19 protein-coding genes and 1 pseudogene are annotated in these 18320 nt (G+C 59.9%); 11 read left to right on the plus strand and 9 right to left on the minus strand.

Features of this window, described 5'->3' with window-relative positions; all coding sequences use genetic code 11:
* Positions 1-12: 12 nt before the first annotated feature.
* A complete protein-coding gene (locus BHE81_RS05710; protein ID WP_110246620.1) occupies positions 13-1161 on the minus strand; it encodes an iron-containing alcohol dehydrogenase in 1149 nt (382 codons plus the stop codon).
* A gap of 174 nt (positions 1162-1335) precedes the next feature.
* Here BHE81_RS05710 and dtnK point away from each other — a divergent pair, with 174 nt between their 5' ends.
* The 3 genes from dtnK to BHE81_RS05725 are packed head-to-tail and all read left to right on the plus strand — an operon-like array spanning position 1336 to position 4289.
* Positions 1336-2571: a D-threonate kinase gene (dtnK, locus tag BHE81_RS05715; protein ID WP_073545719.1), complete on the plus strand. Its 1236-nt coding sequence runs from the start codon at positions 1336-1338 to the stop codon at positions 2569-2571.
* Positions 2564-3550, plus strand: coding sequence for a D-threonate 4-phosphate dehydrogenase (locus BHE81_RS05720; protein WP_016532445.1), 987 nt, complete (start codon positions 2564-2566; stop codon positions 3548-3550). The genes dtnK and BHE81_RS05720 overlap by 8 nt, the downstream gene beginning before the upstream one ends.
* A gap of 1 nt (position 3551) precedes the next feature.
* Positions 3552-4289, plus strand: coding sequence for a DeoR/GlpR family DNA-binding transcription regulator (locus tag BHE81_RS05725; RefSeq protein ID WP_149888789.1), 738 nt, complete (start codon positions 3552-3554; stop codon positions 4287-4289).
* A gap of 14 nt (positions 4290-4303) precedes the next feature.
* On the opposite strand, the gene BHE81_RS05730 is transcribed toward BHE81_RS05725, so the two are convergent.
* On the minus strand, positions 4304-5248 hold the full coding sequence (locus BHE81_RS05730; RefSeq protein ID WP_021440097.1) for an L-lactate dehydrogenase: 945 nt from the start codon (positions 5246-5248) through the stop codon (positions 4304-4306).
* A gap of 144 nt (positions 5249-5392) precedes the next feature.
* Here BHE81_RS05730 and BHE81_RS05735 point away from each other — a divergent pair, with 144 nt between their 5' ends.
* A complete protein-coding gene (locus BHE81_RS05735) occupies positions 5393-5875 on the plus strand; it encodes a GNAT family N-acetyltransferase (RefSeq protein ID WP_002904493.1) in 483 nt (160 codons plus the stop codon).
* Here BHE81_RS05735 and ptrR read toward each other — a convergent pair.
* Entirely contained in the window at positions 5829-6707 is an 879-nt protein-coding gene (gene ptrR, locus BHE81_RS05740; protein WP_002904495.1) for a putrescine utilization regulator PtrR, read from the minus strand. The two genes, BHE81_RS05735 and ptrR, sit on opposite strands and share 47 nt — an antisense overlap.
* A 101-nt stretch (positions 6708-6808) precedes the next feature.
* On the opposite strand from ptrR, the gene sad reads away from it, so the two are divergent.
* From sad to BHE81_RS05775, 7 genes and pseudogenes are all read left to right on the plus strand, one after another.
* Positions 6809-8197 (plus strand): succinate-semialdehyde dehydrogenase, encoded by a 1389-nt coding sequence (sad, locus tag BHE81_RS05745; RefSeq protein WP_004179780.1) that lies wholly within the window; start codon positions 6809-6811, stop codon positions 8195-8197.
* 59 nt (positions 8198-8256) lie between these two features.
* Entirely contained in the window at positions 8257-9204 is a 948-nt protein-coding gene (gene glsB, locus BHE81_RS05750; protein ID WP_004143533.1) for a glutaminase B, read from the plus strand.
* Positions 9204-9572, plus strand: a complete 369-nt coding sequence (locus BHE81_RS05755) for a DUF4186 domain-containing protein (protein WP_004190206.1) — start codon at positions 9204-9206, stop codon at positions 9570-9572. Before glsB ends, BHE81_RS05755 begins: the two co-directional genes overlap by 1 nt.
* A gap of 114 nt (positions 9573-9686) precedes the next feature.
* Positions 9687-11111 (plus strand): GGDEF domain-containing protein, encoded by a 1425-nt coding sequence (locus tag BHE81_RS05760; RefSeq protein ID WP_004148352.1) that lies wholly within the window; start codon positions 9687-9689, stop codon positions 11109-11111.
* Positions 11112-11188: 77 nt separating this feature from the next.
* Positions 11189-11719 carry a GNAT family N-acetyltransferase gene (locus BHE81_RS05765; RefSeq protein WP_023342817.1) on the plus strand — a complete coding sequence of 177 codons (531 nt, stop codon included), beginning with the start codon at positions 11189-11191 and terminating at the stop codon, positions 11717-11719.
* A gap of 113 nt (positions 11720-11832) precedes the next feature.
* Positions 11833-13284: a tagaturonate reductase gene (locus BHE81_RS05770; RefSeq protein ID WP_110246619.1), complete on the plus strand. Its 1452-nt coding sequence runs from the start codon at positions 11833-11835 to the stop codon at positions 13282-13284.
* Positions 13285-13537: 253 nt separating this feature from the next.
* Positions 13538-13984 (plus strand): annotated as a pseudogene (locus BHE81_RS05775) (GNAT family N-acetyltransferase).
* 210 nt (positions 13985-14194) lie between these two features.
* Here BHE81_RS05775 and BHE81_RS05785 read toward each other — a convergent pair.
* The 6 genes from BHE81_RS05785 to BHE81_RS05810 form a co-directional block, all read right to left on the minus strand.
* Positions 14195-14575 (minus strand): tautomerase family protein, encoded by a 381-nt coding sequence (locus BHE81_RS05785; protein WP_004190202.1) that lies wholly within the window; start codon positions 14573-14575, stop codon positions 14195-14197.
* Positions 14566-14886 carry a carboxymuconolactone decarboxylase family protein gene (locus BHE81_RS05790; RefSeq protein WP_002904619.1) on the minus strand — a complete coding sequence of 107 codons (321 nt, stop codon included), beginning with the start codon at positions 14884-14886 and terminating at the stop codon, positions 14566-14568. The genes BHE81_RS05785 and BHE81_RS05790 overlap by 10 nt, the downstream gene beginning before the upstream one ends.
* Before the next feature lie 160 nt (positions 14887-15046).
* Positions 15047-15808 carry a trans-aconitate 2-methyltransferase gene (tam, locus tag BHE81_RS05795; RefSeq protein WP_004176221.1) on the minus strand — a complete coding sequence of 254 codons (762 nt, stop codon included), beginning with the start codon at positions 15806-15808 and terminating at the stop codon, positions 15047-15049.
* Positions 15809-16016: 208 nt separating this feature from the next.
* Positions 16017-16307: a hypothetical protein gene (locus BHE81_RS05800; RefSeq protein WP_002904624.1), complete on the minus strand. Its 291-nt coding sequence runs from the start codon at positions 16305-16307 to the stop codon at positions 16017-16019.
* 228 nt (positions 16308-16535) lie between these two features.
* Complete coding sequence (locus BHE81_RS05805) at positions 16536-17723, minus strand: MFS transporter (RefSeq protein WP_004179791.1); 1188 nt, start codon at positions 17721-17723, stop codon at positions 16536-16538.
* Positions 17724-17878: 155 nt separating this feature from the next.
* On the minus strand, positions 17879-18301 hold the full coding sequence (locus BHE81_RS05810; protein ID WP_020953402.1) for a VOC family protein: 423 nt from the start codon (positions 18299-18301) through the stop codon (positions 17879-17881).
* Between the last annotated feature and the right edge of the window lie 19 nt (positions 18302-18320).

Below are 18320 nucleotides of genomic sequence, written 5' to 3' on the forward strand. Positions count from 1 at the left end.
AACTTTCTCCTGTTAGGCATGTTCTGGATACAGCGTTTGGTAGATGGCCGCGATCTCTTCGCGGCTGACGCTGCATGGGGCATTGTTCATCAGGCGTTTGACGTTTTGCGCCGCTGCGCTGAGGGCGGAAATACTCTCCTGAGGCACGCCTAGCGCGGCCAGGTTGTCCGGCAGCGGCAGTCGTTTGACCAGCGCCGCCAGCCATGCGACCAGCGCATGGGATTTCTCTTCCGCGCTGAGCGTGCGATCTGCATCAGGGATCAGGTCCCAGACTTGAGCGAACTTCGCCACCGCGTGAGGGCGGACCACCCGCATGCAGGGCGCCAGCAGAATGGCGTTGGCCACCCCGTGCGGCAGATGCCAGGTACCGCCAAGCGGATAGGAGAGCGCATGCACCAGGTGAGTGCCGGCATAGTTGATCGCTGCGCCGCCGTACCACGAGGCCCAGAGCATCTCCAGCTTCGCCGTCAGATCCTGCGGCTGATTTACCGAACGCTCGATATGGCGTACCAGCTTGTGTAAACCGTTTAACGCCGCGTTATCGCTCACCGGGTTGGCGACGGTGGAGGTAAAGCACTCCAGCAGATGACACAGAGCATCGATTCCGGTCGACGCCGCGATGCTGGGCGGCATGCTGGTGGTCAGCTCCGGCAGCAGGGCGACATAGTCCGGAAGCAGCACCGGGGAGATGATCCCCACCTTCGTCTGCTGCTCGGGGATCGCCAGAATGGCGTTCGGCGTCGCTTCGGATCCGGTGCCCGCGGTGGCCGGGATTAACAATGAGCAAATTCGTCGTTGCGGCTGCTCGCCTGCCAGCAGGGACGTCAGCGAGGGCGCCTCAGGGTGCAGAAGTACTGACAGCAGTTTTGCTACATCCAGTACGCTCCCCCCGCCGATACCAACGACCATCTGCGGCTGGCTGGCGCCCAGCTGGCTGACGATCTGCGTAACATCGTGATGGTTGGGCTCAGCTGGCACGCTGTCAATGACCTCAACTTCACGTCCTTCAGCCGCCAGCAGGCGATGAATCGCCTGGGTTGCCTCCAGCGCCCCGACGTTCTTGTCGGTCACCAGCAGGATTGAGGTTTTACCGGCCAGCAGCGGGAGCAGGGCCGATGAGGCGCCAGCCCCGCTGATGATTGTGCTGTGTATCGTCGCCACGCGTTTCTCCTTGGTAGTAATTGATTGAATTCAATCATTCATAAATCTTGCCACTCGTCTGATGGGGAAAAGTTATAATTTATACGGCAGCTTAATAACTTGAACTTGCTCACATTTAATCAAATATGATTGAATATAATCAATTTAAGATTTTATCGACTACAAGGCAGGACAATGAACGACGGCAATAACAGAGTGCTGGTGCTGGCGGATGACTTTACCGGGGCCAATGACGCCGGGGTCAGCCTGGCGGAGGCGGGTATGTCGGTGGAAGTGGCCTTCACCGCCGGACAGCCATCAACCGCCCGGGCATTAATTCTCAACAGCGACAGCCGGGCGATGAGCGCCGCGGCGGCGGCGGACAAGGTCGCCGCTCTGCTGCGCGGCGCGGCGACATTCGTCCCGCACTGGCAGGTAAAGAAGATTGACTCCACGCTGCGCGGTAATCCCGGCGGCGAACTGGAGGCAATGATGGCGGAGCAAGGCTGCCGGATGGCTGTGGTGGCCCCGGCTTATCCGGCAGCCGGGCGGCATACCCGGGACGGGCGCTGCTATGTGCATGGTGTGCCCCTCGATCAGACCGAATTTGCCAGCGATCCGAAAACGCCGGCGAGCCGGGCGGAGATTAGCGAAATTATCGCCATGCAGAGCCGTCTTCCCTGTCTGACCCTGAACGCTGGCCAGCTTCCGGCGGCATTAGCGACGGCGGGCGAGGAGAAGCGAGTGTTGATTGTCGACGCCTGGGAAGACAGCCATCTGGACCAGGTGATCGACGCCGTTGCGCCCCATGCGCGGGAGACCCTGCTGGTCGGCTCGGCGGGTCTCTGCGAGGCGCTGGCTCGCCGCCTGCGCCGCAGCGAGCAGGGCCCGCTGCTGGCGGTGGTCGGTTCGATGAGCGAGATGGCGCAGCGTCAGGTTGCTGCGCTGCAGGTCCATTCCCGAGTACGGGTGATTGAAATTGATGTCGAACAGACCTTCAGCGGATCGCCAAAGGAGGAAGCTTCTCGGATCGCCGGGGCGCTGCGTGAGGGCCAGCACTGCGTGGTAACCACCCGCCCGAATCACGCCGTCCGGCAAGGGATTGAAGCCCGGTGCCGTGAACGCGGCCTCAGCCGCGCCGCCTACGGGGAGCACATCTGCGCCTGGCTTGCCGACGTCACGGCGCAGGCGGTGGCGCAGTCTTCCCCTGGCGCGCTGTATCTTACCGGCGGCGATGTGGCCATCGCCGTCGCGCACGCGCTCGGCGCCACAGGGTTTCAGATCCGCGGCCGGGTGGCGGAGTGCGTTCCATACGGGCATTTTCTCGGCGGCCGCTGGTCGCGGCCGGTGATGACCAAAGCCGGAGGATTCGGCACCGACACCACGCTATTACATGTTGTGAATTTTATTGAGGAGAAACTGAGTGTCTAAGATGATTGCAGTGACAATGGGCGACCCGGCAGGGATTGGTCCGGAGATTATTATCAAATCCCTCGCCGAGGGGGCGCTGAGCGGCGCGCCGGTGGTGGTGGTGGGCTGCGCGCAGACGCTGCGGCGGATCCTGGCGCTAAATATCACACCGCGGGCGGAGCTGCGCATTATTAACCATCCCGCCGAGGCGAGTTTCTCCCCAGCGACCATCAACGTCATTGATGAACCACTCAGCGACCCGCAGGGGCTGCGCCCTGGCGAAGTCCAGGCCCAGGCAGGGGATCTCGCGTTTCGCTGCATCAGGCGGGCGACCGCGCTGGCGCTGGAGGGCGCGGTCGCGGCCATCGCTACCGCGCCGCTGAATAAAGAGGCGCTGCATCTCGCCGGGCACGCTTATCCCGGCCATACCGAACTGCTGGCCCACCTGACGCAGACTACCGATTACGCCATGGTGCTCTATACCGAGAAGCTTAAGGTTATCCATATCACTACCCATATTTCCTTGCGCCAGTTCCTCGATACCCTAAACCAGCCGCGGATTGAGACGGTGATTGGCGTGGCGGATCGCTTTCTGCGCCGCGTCGGCTATCCGCGTCCGCGCATCGCGGTCGCCGGCGTTAACCCGCACGCCGGGGAGAACGGCCTGTTTGGCGATGAAGAGATCCGTATCGTCGCCCCGGCGGTCGCCGCCATGCGGGCGAAGGGAGTGGAGGTGACCGGCCCCTGTCCGCCGGACACGGTGTTTATGCAGTGTCACGAAGGCATGTACGACATGGTAGTGGCGATGTATCACGACCAGGGGCATATTCCGCTGAAGCTGCTGGGATTCTATGACGGGGTGAATATTACCGCCGGGCTGCCGTTTATCCGTACCTCCGCGGATCATGGCACTGCGTTTGATATTGCCTGGACAGGTAAAGCGAAGTCTGAGAGCATGGCAACCTCCATTGAGCTCGCCATGCACATCGCGCAGGAATAACATGAAGGGATATAACCGGTTAGAGCAGATTATGGACTTCCTGAAAAGCCATAATCTGGTGACAGTCGACCAGCTGGTGGCGGCGACCAACGCCTCGCCGGCCACCATTCGCCGCGACCTGATCAAACTCGATCAGGAAGGGGTGATCAGCCGAACGCACGGCGGGGTGACGCTGAACCGGTTTATTCCTTCCCAGCCGACGACGCTGGAGAAGCAGGCTATCGCCAGTGCGGCGGCAGCGCTGGTGAAAGCCGGCGACGCCATTGTGCTTGACGCCGGCACCACCATGATTGAGCTGGCGCGGCAGATCACCCATCTGCCGCTGCGGGTGATCACCAGCGATTTACATATCGCGCTGTTCCTATCGGAATTTAAGCAGATCGAAGTGACGATTATCGGCGGGCGCATCGATGACAGCAGCCAGTCGTGCATCGGCGATCACGGCCGCCGCCTGCTGCAGACCATCTGGCCCGATCTCGCCTTCGTCAGCTGCAACGGCTGGGACCTTGAGAAGGGGATCACCGCCCCGACGGAGGAAAAGGCCGCCCTGAAGCGCGATCTGATGGCCAATGCCCGGCGGCGTATCCTGCTGGCGGACAGCTCCAAATACGGCGCCTGGTCACTGTTCAACATCGCTCCGCTGGCGTCGTTGACCGATATCGTGACCGACGCCCACCTGCCGGATAAAACCCGCGAGGCGCTGGAGACCCTTTCCCCGCAGCTGATCATTGCCGACTGACTCGCAGGCTGCAGTCAGGGCAGACGGGCGATATTGGCCTTGATCACCGCGATCGACTGGCTGAACTTCGCCTGCTCTTCGCCGGCCAGCTGCAGTTCAATGATCTGCTTCACGCCACCCTGGGCCAGCACCGCCGGCACCCCAGCCGCCGCGCCGCTGACCCCGTACTCGCCGTCAAGAATGCAGGAGACCGCCAGCGCGCGGTGGCTGCCGGTGAAGATATTGCGGCAGATCTCGGCGATGGTCCCTGCCACGCCATATTCGGTGCAGCCTTTACCCGCGTAGATCTCAAATCCCAGCTTGCGCACTTTGTCAGCCATCGCCTCGCGATCGAGCGGCAGGCCGGTGCGCTGCTGGTAGAGGTAGGCGATTGGCGTGCCATATACCGAGGAGTGCGACCACACCGGAAACTGGGTATCGCCATGCTCGCCGAGGATAAAGGCGTCGATGCTCTGGGCGCCAATCTCCAGTTCCTGCGCCAGCAGGCGACGCAGGCGGGTGGTATCCAGCCAGACGCCGGTGCCCAGCACCTGGCTGCGCGGCAGGCCGGAAAGCTGCCATACCTGCCAGGTGATGATGTCGCAGGGGTTGGTGGCCACCAGAAAGATGCCGTTAAATCCGTTGGCCATCATCGTCGGCACAATGCTCTTCACAATCTTCGCGGTGGAGGTCAGTTCATCCAGCCGGCTCTGGCCGGGGCGCAGCGCGCCGCCGGAGACGGTGATCACCGCGATATCGACATCGGCGCAGTCGCTGGCCTCGCGGGTGGAGATGGTCATCATCCCCGGCAGGTAGGCCGCGGCGTCGCTCAGGTCCTGAGCGTGGGCCTCAGCGCGCTGTTGGTTAAGGTCGACGAGGATCAGCTCCTCGCAAATGCTCTGGTTGAGCAGGGCGTAGGCCGCCGACGCGCCGACATTGCCGGCGCCAATAATCATCACTTTACGGGCTTTGGTGTGCATATTCAGATCTCAAGTACGAACGGCAGGGGATAAAATTACTGTGTTTCAGTGGGTTAGCGCAATAGGCGGGCGGCAATATAAGTTAATGCTATGTCGGGAAAAGCCGCCGGCCGCGCTACAGTGGGGTAAAAAAGGAGCTCACCTATGTACACCATCACCGACATCGCCCCTACCGACGCCGAATTTATCGCCCTGATTGCCGCCCTCGACGCCTGGCAGGAGACCCTCTACCCGGCGGAGAGCAACCACCTGCTGGACCTTAGCCAGCTGCCGCCGCAGACGGTCATCGCCCTGGCGATCCGCAGCCCGCAGGGCGAGGCCGTTGGCTGCGGGGCTATTGTCCTCAGTGAGGAAGGCTTTGGCGAGATGAAGCGGGTCTATATCGATCCTCAGCACCGCGGCCAGCAGCTGGGAGAAAAGCTGCTGGCGGCGCTGGAAGCGAAAGCGCGTCAGCGCGACTGCCATACCCTGCGCCTGGAGACCGGTATCCATCAGCATGCGGCCATCGCCCTCTACACGCGCAACGGCTACCAGACCCGCTGCGCGTTTGCGCCGTATCAACCCGATCCGCTCAGCGTGTTTATGGAGAAACCACTGTTTGCCGATCTTCGTTCAGCAGCGCTATAAACGCCTCCAGCTGGCGGGTTTTGGCGCCCCGGCGCCACACCAGCCAGGTGGTGAGCCAGCGCCACTCTTCGGCCAGCGGCCAGGCGGAAACCTGCTGATGGCCGGGCATACTCTCCAGCATGCTGCGCGGGATCAACGCCAGGCCGGCGCCGGCGATGACGCAGGCCAGCATCCCGTGGTAAGACTCCATCTCGTGGATCCTGCCCGGGGTCGCTCTGTCGGCATGAAACCAGCTCTCAAAATGCCGGCGATAGGAACAGTTGGCGCGAAAGGCGTAGACGTTGGCCCCGTTCACTTCGCTGGCGCGGGTGATGGGTGCGTGGCCGTAGGGGGCGACGATCATCATCTCTTCAGGGAACACCGGCAGCCCCTCCAGGCCCGGATGCACCAGCGGGCCGTCGACAAACGCGGCGCTCAGGGCGCCTTCCAGCACGCCGTCGATCATCGTCCCGGAAGGGCCGGTTGAGAGCGCCAGATGAATTTTCGGGTAGCGCTGATTAAAGTGGGCCAGAGTGCTGGGGATCCGTACCGCCGCGGTGCTCTCCAGCGAACCAAGAGAAAACAGCCCCTGGGGTTCGTCGCCCGCCACCACCATTCGCGCCTCGTCCACCAGGGCGAGGATCTGCTGGCTATAGCGCAAAAAGCTGTGTCCCGCAGGCGACAGGCGCAGGCGCTGGTTCTCGCGGATAAACAGCTCAACGCCGAGGTCGGCCTCCAGCTGGCGGATGCGGGTGGTGAGGTTGGACGGCACGCGATGCACTTTCTGCGCCGCCTGGGTAATGCTGCCGGTGCTGGCGACAGCGTTAAACATCTCTAGCTGAGTCAGGTCCATGATATTCTTCTTTTGTGAATGTGTTGCTTAATATTATTCATTTTCAATGAATGGAAAGGTAAGCCAGAATACGGACACTTCGCAAGCAACGAGAGAGAATAATGATGAATTTATCTGCAACGCACGCCGTCTCCGTCAATCCGACTACCGGTGAGGTGGTCTCCTCGCTGCCGTGGGCCAGCGAACGCGAGGTCGACGCGGCCATCGCGCTCGCCGCAGCGGGCTATCGCCAGTGGCGTCAGACGCCGCTTGCCGACCGCGCCGACGCCCTGCGCCGCATCGGGGCCGCGCTGCGCGCCCGTGGCGAAGAGGTGGCCCAGATGATCACCCTTGAGATGGGCAAGCCGATCGCTCAGGCGCGCGGCGAGGTGGCGAAATCGGCCAACCTCTGCGACTGGTACGCTGAACACGGCCCGGCGATGCTGGCGACGGAAGCTACCCTGGTGGAAAATAACCAGGCGGTAATTGAGTATCGTCCACTGGGCGCCATACTGGCGGTGATGCCGTGGAACTTCCCGGTCTGGCAGGTGATGCGCGGCGCGGTGCCGATCCTGCTGGCCGGCAACAGCTATCTGCTGAAGCATGCCCCGAACGTGATGGGCAGCGCCCGTCTGCTGGGCGAAATTTTTGCCGCCGCCGGCCTGCCGGATGGTGTATTTGGTTGGGTGAACGCCACCAATGACGGCGTTTCGCAGATTATCAATGACGACCGCATCGCGGCGGTGACCGTCACCGGCAGCGTCCGCGCCGGGAAGGCGATTGGCGCCCAGGCGGGCGCGGCGCTGAAGAAATGCGTGCTTGAGCTGGGGGGATCCGATCCCTTTATCGTGCTCAACGATGCCGATCTCGATGAAGCGGTAAAAGCCGCCGTCACCGGCCGCTATCAGAACAGCGGCCAGGTGTGTGCGGCGTCGAAACGCTTTATCCTCGAAGCCGGCATTGCCGAGGCCTTCACCCGCAAATTTGTCGACGCCGTGGCAGCGCTGAAGATGGGCGACCCGCGCGATGAGCAAAACTACGTCGGACCGATGGCGCGGTTCGATTTACGCGATGAACTGCACCAGCAGGTAACGGCGACCCTTGATGAAGGAGCGACTCTGCTGCTGGGCGCGGAAAAAATCGAAGGGGCGGGCAACTACTATGCGCCAACGGTGCTGGGCAACGTCACCGCCGGGATGACCGGCTTTCGTCAGGAGCTGTTTGGTCCGGTAGCAACCCTGACCACCGCTCGCGACGCTGACCATGCACTGGCCCTCGCCAACGACAGCGAGTTTGGCCTGTCCGCCACGGTCTATACCACCGACGAGGCGCAGGCCCAGCGCTTTGCCCGCGAGCTGGAGTGCGGCGGCGTCTTCCTCAATGGCTACTGCGCCAGCGACGCCCGCGTGGCCTTCGGCGGCGTGAAGAAGAGCGGTTTTGGCCGCGAGCTGTCGCATTTTGGCCTGCACGAGTTCTGTAATGCGCAGACCGTCTGGAAAGACCGTCGCTAATCAACGTTAGCCCCTGACGACCGTCGTCCACGTCTGCTATACTCGCCCACCGAATTTTGATGGTGGGCAAGGAGCCGCGTGTGGCGACGGTTATCAATAATGCAATGCTGGAAGCCATTCTGGCAGAAATCAGGCCGCTGATTGGCCGCGGAAAAGTGGCGGATTATATTCCGGCGCTGGCCAGCGTCAGCGGCGACAAGCTTGGTATCGCGATCAGTACGGTGGACGGTCAGCACTTTGCCGCTGGCGATGCCCATGAACGTTTTTCCATCCAGTCAATCTCCAAGGTATTGAGCCTGGTGGTGGCCATGAACCACTATCAGGAGGAGGAGATCTGGCAGCGGGTGGGGAAAGATCCTTCCGGCCAGCCCTTTAACTCGCTTCTGCAGCTGGAGATCGAGCAGGGCAAACCGCGCAACCCGTTTATCAACGCCGGGGCACTGGTGGTCTGCGACATGCTGCAGAGCCGGCTCAGCGCCCCGCGTCAGCGGATGCTGGAGATTGTCCGCCGTCTGAGCGGCGTGGCCGATATCGCCTACGATCCGGTGGTAGCTCGCTCAGAGTTTGAGCATTCGGCGCGCAACGCCGCCATCGCCTGGCTGATGAAATCCTTTGGTAACTTCCATAACGACGTCGCCACCGTGCTGCAGAACTATTTCCACTACTGTTCGCTGGAGATGAGCTGCGTTGAGCTGGCGCGAACCTTTCTGTTTCTCGCCGACCGCGGCATTGCCCCGCATCTCGACGCGCCGGTTATTGCGCCCATCCAGTCCCGCCAGGTTAATGCCCTGATGATGACCAGCGGCATGTACCAGAACGCCGGTGAATTCGCCTGGCGCGTTGGCCTGCCGGCGAAATCGGGCGTCGGCGGCGGGATCGTGGCGATTGTCCCGCAGGAGATGGCGATCGCCGTGTGGAGCCCGGAGCTTGACGACGCCGGGAACTCGCTGGCCGGCGTGGCGATGCTGGAAAAACTAACTCAGCGGATGGGGAGGTCGGTGTTCTGATGGTCGATCAGGATCGCTTGTTTGCACGCCTGGCGCGCTCGACGTTTCGCTCACGCTTCCGTCTGGGGGGGAAAGAGCGGCAATATTGTCTCGATAAGGGACCGGAGATTATCGATCGGCATGCCGCAGACTTTATTCGCCAGCGGCTGGCGCCCGCTGCGCCGATCAATGATGGCAAGCAGACGCCGATGCGCGGTCACCCGGTGTTTATCGCCCAGCACGCGACCGCTACCTGCTGTCGCGGCTGCCTGGAAAAATGGCATGCCATTCCCCACGGCCGCGCGCTGAGCGAGCCGGAGCAGGACTATATCGTGCAGGTCATCCACCGCTGGCTGGTGCTACAAATGAATGCGCCGTCTGTGCGCTAATTTGCATTTGATCGGCGCCGGAGTATGCCTGATAAATATTCTCATGTTATGATAATCCGCTAACTAACTATTAACATAATAATTTCCTGAAACAATTAGACGGATAATTACTGAATGTCTTCACTGTCGATTCGGTCATTTACGCTGTTTCGTGAAGAACAACCCGTGCGCGATGCATTGGTCTTATTTACGTTAACGCTACTGCTGCATTTTCTTGGCGCTATGCTGCGTCTGGTGCAGGAGCTCTCTTTCTTCTGGCCGCTCAATGCAGTGATGGCCGGGATTTTTGCACGCTATGTATGGCTTAACCGCAGCTATTTTTATGCCGTCTGTTTTGCGGCAATGCTGGTCTATGACGGATTAACCTCGCGCTGGGGAATGGGCTTTGCCTCATTGCTGATTAACTTTTCCAATATTGTCTTTATTGTGACGCTGGCGCAGCTGGTGCTGTGGGATAAACGTCGCGCCGACTCCATGCCGGGCCCGATAAACGCGCTTAATTTATTCTGTTTCTGCCTGTTAGCCGCCTTACTGTGCGCAGCGGTCGGCGCGCTGGGGTCGGTGGATGTTGAACGCGCCACCTTCGTTCCCCAGCTGGCGGACTGGTTTAGCGAACAGTTCTCAACGGCGGTATTAATCCTGCCCTTTATTCTGACCCTGACGCTGCCTTCGGCATTAAGCGGTTTTCGCTTTCGCCAGCTGCTGCCGGTGCTGGCGCTGGTCCTGTCAATTGCGCTTGGCGTGGCGGTAGGCGGCGCGGGCAGCATTACCTTCCCGTTACCGGCTTTGATCTGGTGCGCTGTACGCTATCCGCTGCCGCTGACCTGTCTGCTGACTTTTCTCACTGGCATCGGCGAAATACTGCTGGTCGCTAATTCGTTAATTCACTTTTCGCCAGATGCGCGAATGCAGCCGTGGCAGCTGTTCTCCACCCGCCTCGGAATTGCCGCCATGCTGATTAGCCCGGTGATTGTCGCATCCAGTGTCGAAGCGATTAACACGCTGGTGAAGCAGCTGGCCCTGCGCGCCGATTTTGACTTTCAGACCCGCGTCTATTCCCGTTCCGGACTGAGCGAAGCGTTGAAGCGTCAGACGCTGCCGGCGGATAAGCTGCTGACGGTGATGGTGCTGGATATCGATGGCTTCAAACGGGTGAATGATGCTCTGGGCCATGAAGGCGGCGATTGCGTGCTGACCCAGTTTGCCCAGCAGGTTCGACAGCTGGTGGGTGAGCAGGGGATGGTGGCCCGTATCGGCGGCGAAGAGTTTGCGGTGGCCGCCGTCGTCGACAGCGCCCAGCAGGGCTATTTGCTGGCGGAAAAGATCCGTCACGGTGTGGAGTCGCAGCCTTTCGGCCTGGGCCAGAACCCGATCCACCTGACCATCAGTCTGGGACTGGAGACGCGCGAGGTAGGCCACGCCCGCATCACCGAGCTGTTTAACCAGCTGCTGTTGGCGGCGGACGATGAGATGGTGAAAGCCAAACAGAGCGGTCGTAACCAAATTTGTATGCCGACGCTGACCGAAAGCGCGCCATAAGAAAATCCTATCGGGATCCTGCTTGTGCTAATTTTTGGTTAAAAACATAGTGATGTGGTCGATAACAGGGAGCTTTTATGACCACATCCTTTTCACTGCGCACGCTCTCGCGTGACGATATTCTCCATCACCTCCCGGCATTAAGCGAGATCCTGGCAAGCTGTGTCAACGGCGGCGCCTCGGTGAGCTTTATGCTGCCTTTCGCGCCGCAAACGGCGATAACGTTCTGGCAACGCACTGCCGACAGCGTGGCGGCCGGGGAGCGCATTGTGCTGGCCGCCTTCGACGCGGAGGAACGTCCCGTTGGCACCGTGCAACTTATCACCAGTCAACCGGAAAACCAGCCCCATCGAGCGGATGTCGCCAAATTATTGGTTCACCAAAATGTCCGCCGCCAGGGGATCGCCCTGGCGTTGATGAGCGAGCTGGAGCGCATTGCCCGGCGGGAAAGGAAGACGGTGCTGGTGCTGGACACGGCGACCGGCAGCGGGGCGGAACAGTTCTATGCCCGCTGCGGCTGGGAAAAAGTGGGGGAAATTCCGCGCTATGCGCTGATGCCCGACGGCGAAATGACTGCCACCTCACTATTCTATAAGTTTCTGCCCTGACGGCCGCTATTGCAGATTGCTTTGATCAAAACAGGGTTTCACTGGTAGCAAAACCTGATAACTTATTGGACCAATTACTCAGGTTGTATGACTACTATTAGAGGGAACCCATTGTGAAAACTTTAAACCGTCGTGATTTCCCCGGCGCGCAGTACCCTGACCGTATCATCCAGTTTGGGGAAGGTAACTTCCTGCGCGCATTCGTTGACTGGCAGATCGACCTGCTCAACGAGCATACCGACCTGAATGCGGGCATCGTGGTCGTGCGGCCTATCGCCACAGATTTTCCGCCTTCGCTGAACACCCAGGATGGCCTGTACACGACTATTATTCGCGGCCTGAACGAGCAGGGCGAAGCGGTCAGCGATGCGCGTCTTATCCGCTCGGTCAACCGGGAGATCAGCGCTTACGCAGACTTCGACGCTTTTTTACGCCTGGCGCATAACCCGGAGATGCGGTTTGTCTTCTCCAACACCACCGAGGCGGGCATCAGCTACCATGCCGGGGATCGGTTTGACGACGCGCCGCCGGTCAGTTATCCGGCGAAACTGACCCGTCTGTTGTTTGAGCGTTACCAGCATTTCGCCGGTGCGGCCGACAAGGGATGGGTGATTATTCCCTGCGAGCTGATCGATTATAACGGCGAGGCGCTGCAGGCGCTGGTGCTGCGCTATGCTAGCGAATGGGAACTGCCGCAGGCATTTATCACCTGGCTGACCTCAGCGAATACCTTCTGTTCGACGCTGGTGGATCGCATTGTGACCGGCTATCCGCGTGATGAAGTGGCGGCTCTCGAGGCGCAGACCGGCTATAAAGATGCTTTCCTTGATACCGCTGAGCATTTCTACCTGTTCGTTATCCAGGGGCCTGCCTCGCTGGAGGCCGAGCTGCGTCTCGATAAACTGCCGCTGAATGTGCGCATTGTGGACGATATCAAGCCGTATAAAGAACGCAAAGTGGCGATCCTTAACGGGGCGCACACCGCGCTGGTGCCGGTGGCCTTCCAGGCCGGGATCGACACCGTGGGTGAGGCGATGAACGATGCGGAGATTTGCGCGTTTGTCGAAAAAGCGATTTATGACGAGATTATTCCGGTGCTGGATCTGCCGCGCGATGAGCTGGTGTCATTCGCCAGCGCCGTGACAGGGCGCTTCCGTAATCCCTATATTAAACATCAGCTGCTCTCGATTGCGCTAAACGGCATGACCAAGTACCGCACCCGTATTCTGCCGCAGCTGCTGGCGGGGCAGAAAGCGCATGGCGCGCTGCCGCCGCGTCTGACCTCTGCCCTGGCGGCGCTGATCGCCTTTTACCGAGGAGAGCGGGATGGTGAGAGCTATCCAGTACAGGATGACGCCGACTGGATATCGCGCTATCAAACGCTGTGGGCCCGCCATCGCGATGGCCAGATGAGCACTCGCGAGCTGGTCACCGCCGTGCTCAGCGTGGCGGATCACTGGCAGCAGGATCTGAGCCAGATCCCGGGGCTGGTGGAGCTAGTGACTGCCGACCTTGACGCTATCCTGACCTGCGGTATGCGCGACGCCGTCAAACCTCTGTGCTGATAGTCCATCTATACACCCGGCTGCGGCCGGGTTGTGCAGGATCTTTATTAGTTACAACATACTATTATACTAACCTGTAACAGCCGGTCAGTGGCTCCTCTGCATACGGCTTTTTAGTGCCAAATCGTTCCGAACAGCAGGAGAATTATGGCCGAAGCGCTTGAACAAATATCTGCGCAGGAAAATAATGGCCTCAACTCATATCTCCTGCCAATATTCGCAGGCTAATGCATTCATCTGTAAGGAAACTCTCATGGTCATCGATATCCGGGAAGTACGGCCCCACGACAAAGCCGAATGGCTTCAGCTTTGGCAAGGCTACACTCGTTTTTACGGTAGCCCGCAGCCGGAAGAGGTGACCGAATACACCTAGCAGCGGATGCTGGATGTAAACTCGTCTGTATTGGGTAGAGTCGCGGTGGTGGATGATGCGGTGGTCGGCTTCGCTATCTGTGTTCTTCATGAGGGAACCTGGGTTACCACGCCGATCTGCTATCTGGAGGATCTGTTTGTCGATCCCGCCTTCCGTGGACAGGGTATTGCCAGAACCATGATTAAGTCGCTGCAAAGCGAAGGGGCGGACAAAGGCTGGTCGCGGCTGTACTGGCATACGCGCCGTGATAATCCCGCCCGTCATCTGTATGATGAGTTTACCCCGGCTGACGATTACGTACGCTACAGGATCACGCTTGAGTCCTGAAGCGGTAAGAGGTTGTTAAGCTTTTCCCGCTATAACAGGGGAAACAGGCTCAGGAGAAGCAACGATGGAAAAACGTCTTGAAACAGTGGTCAATGTGATTATGTTTCTTTCGCTATTGGCAACGGCCTGGGATCTCTCGCTGGTGCATCATCTCGCGTGGTAGTAAATTATATCATCTGAAACGCGGCGCCTCTTCCGGCGCCGCCTGTCTCATTCACCCGCCATCTTCCCTGCGCTAAAACTCCAGTCCTCCAGTTGGTTAAACTGGATAACCACCATCACGTCCTGCGGGCTGACCGCCATCTCATCGTCTAACCGCGCGCAGAGCCGACGATAGAGTCCCTGTTTCTGCGCCCGGCTGCGCGGTTTTCCGGCGAAAATATGAAACAGCACGAAGCGGGCGCTGCGTCCTTCGCTGAGGTAGTGCGGGTCGTAAATGCGCTGCTCATCAGCGGCCCGTTCGATAAACTGAAATCTATCTGCTGACGGAACGTCGAACTCCGCCACCAGACACTCATGAAAGAGCGCCGACAATTGAGCAAACTCCGCGGGACGCCAGGCGGTGCCAAGCGAAATTCGGGTCAGGGGCATGACGCCTCCTGCGCATTCAGGCAGGTCAGGGCGCTGGCCGCCGCCGGCCAACCGGCATAGAACGCCAGATGGGTAAACAATTCGACAATTTCTTCCCGGCTCAGGCCATTCTGATAGCCGAACGCGATGTGCCACGGCAGCTGTTCAGTTTTGCCCTGCGCCGTCAGGGCGGAAAGGGTGATCAGGCTGCGTTCGCGGGGCGACAGCTCGCTCCGCGCCCAGATATCGCCAAACAGCACCGTTTCGGTCAGCTCGGCTAGCTTTGGCGCGATAGCAGCCAGCGTTCGGCGATCGACAGGAGGAGTACTCATAGTGATTCTCTTTGCAGGTTAAAGGAGTCATCACTGTCGCACGCTGACTAAGATATTGAATATCGCAACGTTCGGGATTATCAATCCTGAAAATCAGGATGGTATAGCCAATCCTTTACACCTTTCATCACTCCGCTTTTCTGCCCACCTATCCCAACGGTCAGGCGGCGATCTTTCGCGCCACGATAAACAGCCGTGGGAAACGCAGGAGCACCTTCCCGTTACACTGTAACGGATAGTGTGCGGCGAGCAATGCGAGATAGCGTGTGAGAAACGCGCTTCCGGCCTGCTCGTCCAGGCCTGCCAGATAGGGGCGTAACCCGGTGCCCTGCAGCCAGTCGACAATCGCCTGATGAGAAGCAAGGGGATGAAAATAGGTGGTGCGCCAGATATCAACTTCGCAACCCTGGCGGCTGAGCAGATCGTACCAGGCGGCGGGCGGGAGTAACGGCTGGCGTCCACGGTCCGGCAACCCCATCTCGCTGGCAACCTGACGCATCAGGGTATGGGAAGGTTCCTGCCAGTTATCCGGCATCTGCACTGCCAGCGTTCCGTTGTCCGCCAGCTGGTTTACCAGATGGGGGAAAAGCGTCTCATGATCCGTCAGCCACTGCAGAGAGGCGTTGGCATAGATCACATCTGGCGGTTGCGCAGGCCGCCAGCGGGCAATATCGGCGTCGATGAACTCACAGTCGGGTAAGGCCTGCGCCGCCTGGACCAGCATGGCCGGGGAGTTATCGATACCGACGATCGTCGCCAACGGCCAGGCGGCGCGTAGCAGGCGGGTGCTGTTTCCCGGCCCGCAGCCGAGGTCGACGGCGTGCTCGACCTGCAGATGGGCAATACGCGAGAGCAGGTCGGCCGCGGGGCGGGTACGTTCAGCGTCAAATTGCAGATACAACGAAGGATTCCAGTCGGCCATCGGGTGCAGTTCCTGTGTGAGGAGGGAGACAGGGTAAAGCATAGAACGCGTCAGGCGGCATGTCAGCGGTTAATGAACCTCAGCGGTCACCTTTGTGCGTGACAGTGTCACAAAATAGAACGTGGCTGGATTGCGCCTGCGCTGTTGGCCGAACCTGGGATTGAGACATGGCAGGGAACGTCTCTGCGCCCGTGGCGGGCGCAGGAGCCTATTCGGCGTTTTTGAGCGCCTCGGCGCGGCTGGCGGTGGCGTAGACAAAATCCAGCATCGGCTCGAGATCGGTGTCATAGCCAGCCTGAATAATTTTTCCTCGCAGCCATTCGATTTCACTGGTGATATCGGGAGGAAAAATGTTGTTATCCTGCGCCCGGCGCAGCCATTTCAGCAGAAAGTTATTCTTTCCCCTGATACCACCTGCTTTTTTCGATTTTCCGTGCATCTTCAGCGCGACCAGGACGCAGTAATAGAAATGAACGCGCTGATTAAAACTTTGGTGCATGTCTGTGTTTCCCGCCAGAATCAGGAATTCACCGTGTGGGTCAGTGATTCGGATTGGACTACGGTACCGGGCTGGATCGTTGCGCGAACTCTGTTGTCTACCAGTACCGTCCATGCATCTGTTGCCAGACGCTGACGGGATGTTGGCACGGAAGCCGAATCGTCGTCAATTGCCGATTCATTTTTTGCCGGCGTCATCGGACCGCGGCGGCCCGCGAGCCGGGCCACACTACTCTCTGGCGACAAGCCGCTGTTGCCGATGGACGCGGAAAATCAACAGGAATGCGAGCGCCACCACGATCGCCGCCAGCAGATACAGCGTGGCGAGATCGTAGAACCCGGCGACCCAGCCGGCCAGCGGCCCGGTCAGGCCCAGCGCCAGATCAAGAAACGCCGAGTAGGTGCCGAGGGCGGTTCCCTGATTTTGCTCTTCCACCTGTTTTACCGCCTCAACTCCTAAAGCCGGAAAGACCAGCGAGAAACCCGAACCGGTGAGAAAGGCGCCGACGCCGGCCATCCATGCTGATGGCGCCAGCCAGATAAGCAGCAGGCCGAGACTTTCGATGATGAAGCAGGCCAGGGAGACCGGGACTCCGCCAAAGCGGGTAATGGTATTTCCCAGCACCAGGCGAACGCAGATAAAGCCGACGCTGAACAGCGAAAGGGTAAACGCGGCGCCCTGCCAGCTGTGCGCGGCGAAGTAGAGGGTGATAAAGGTGGCGATAACGCCGAAACCGACGGTGCCAAAGGCCAGCCCCAGGCCGTAAGGCCAGATTTTTCGCACCACCGCGTGAAAGGGCGCTCTGGCGCCGGCGGTCACCTTGACGTCCTGGCGGGTACGAGCGAACAGCAGACCGATGGCCGCGACCAGCACTACCACCGTAGCAAAGCCGCTGATGCCAAAATAGTGATTGAGGGTAACTCCCAGCGGCGCCCCGACCGCCATCGCCACATAGGTCGCCACGCCGTTCCAGGAGATAACCCGTGACGTGTGGATCGCGCCGACGGTTTTGATCCCCCACAGGGTGGCGCCGGTGGCGGTAAAGCTCTCGCCGACGCCGAGAAACACCCGGCCCGCCAGCAGCGCGGCAATGGCCAGCATCGGCGTTGCCTGCAGGACTACCGCCAGTAGCGTGAAGGCGCCACTGAGCAGGCAGCAGACGATCCCAAGGCTGACCACTTTTTTCGGCCCCCAGATATCGGTATAGCGCCCGGCGTGCGGCCGGCTTATCAGCGTCGATATGTACTGCAGACTGATCACAATTCCGGCCACAAAGGTGCTGTAGCCCAGCTGATAGTGAATATAGCCCGGCAGTACGGCCAGCGGCAGACCAATGGAGAGATAGCAGATACAGGTAAAAACAACGATCGAAATAATGCGCAAATTGAGTTGTGTAGTGCTGACGGAAGTGCTCATAGGGATAGGAGGTTAATACAACGGGATGTGTAGCATAGCGCGCCGTGAGGGCGCTGGCGAGGCGCGACAGCGTTTTATCGGTAACCGACGGGAACGATATTTGTACGAATGTAAATAACTGCTTTTACAGCGCTTAACGCCCGCCTCGCTCAGCGTCAGCTCGCCGCCATACCCGACGAATCACACACCATGCCCCAGGCGCGGTTTTGCAATACCGTGCGGTAGCCGTCCCGGTCGACGAAAGTGACGCCATTGACCTCCCAGTAAGGGTTAAACGCCGTAACGCGCAGAAATCCGGCGGCGTCCATGGCTGCGCACTGTGCCTCCCATGCCGCCTGCTGCGGATAGTACAGCACCAGCAGATCTTCATCGCCTGCCGAGGGGGTGACGGGATGGTGGCGGCAGTGGGTGAATTCCAGATGCCAGCCCGCTTCGGGCGCGCCGAGCATTATCCCGCTGAATCCTTCATGATCGGTAAAGCTGCCGAGCAGCTCGAGTCCCAGCCCGGCGCAATACATGCTGGCGGTGGTGTCCAGTTCGCTGACCGGCCTGGCAATGCGCATATGACAGAACGACATAATGACTCCCGTGAGCATA

Origin of the sequence: Klebsiella sp. AqSCr (assembly GCF_008452795.1) — a bacterium.
GTDB classification, from domain to species: domain Bacteria; phylum Pseudomonadota; class Gammaproteobacteria; order Enterobacterales; family Enterobacteriaceae; genus Klebsiella; species Klebsiella pneumoniae.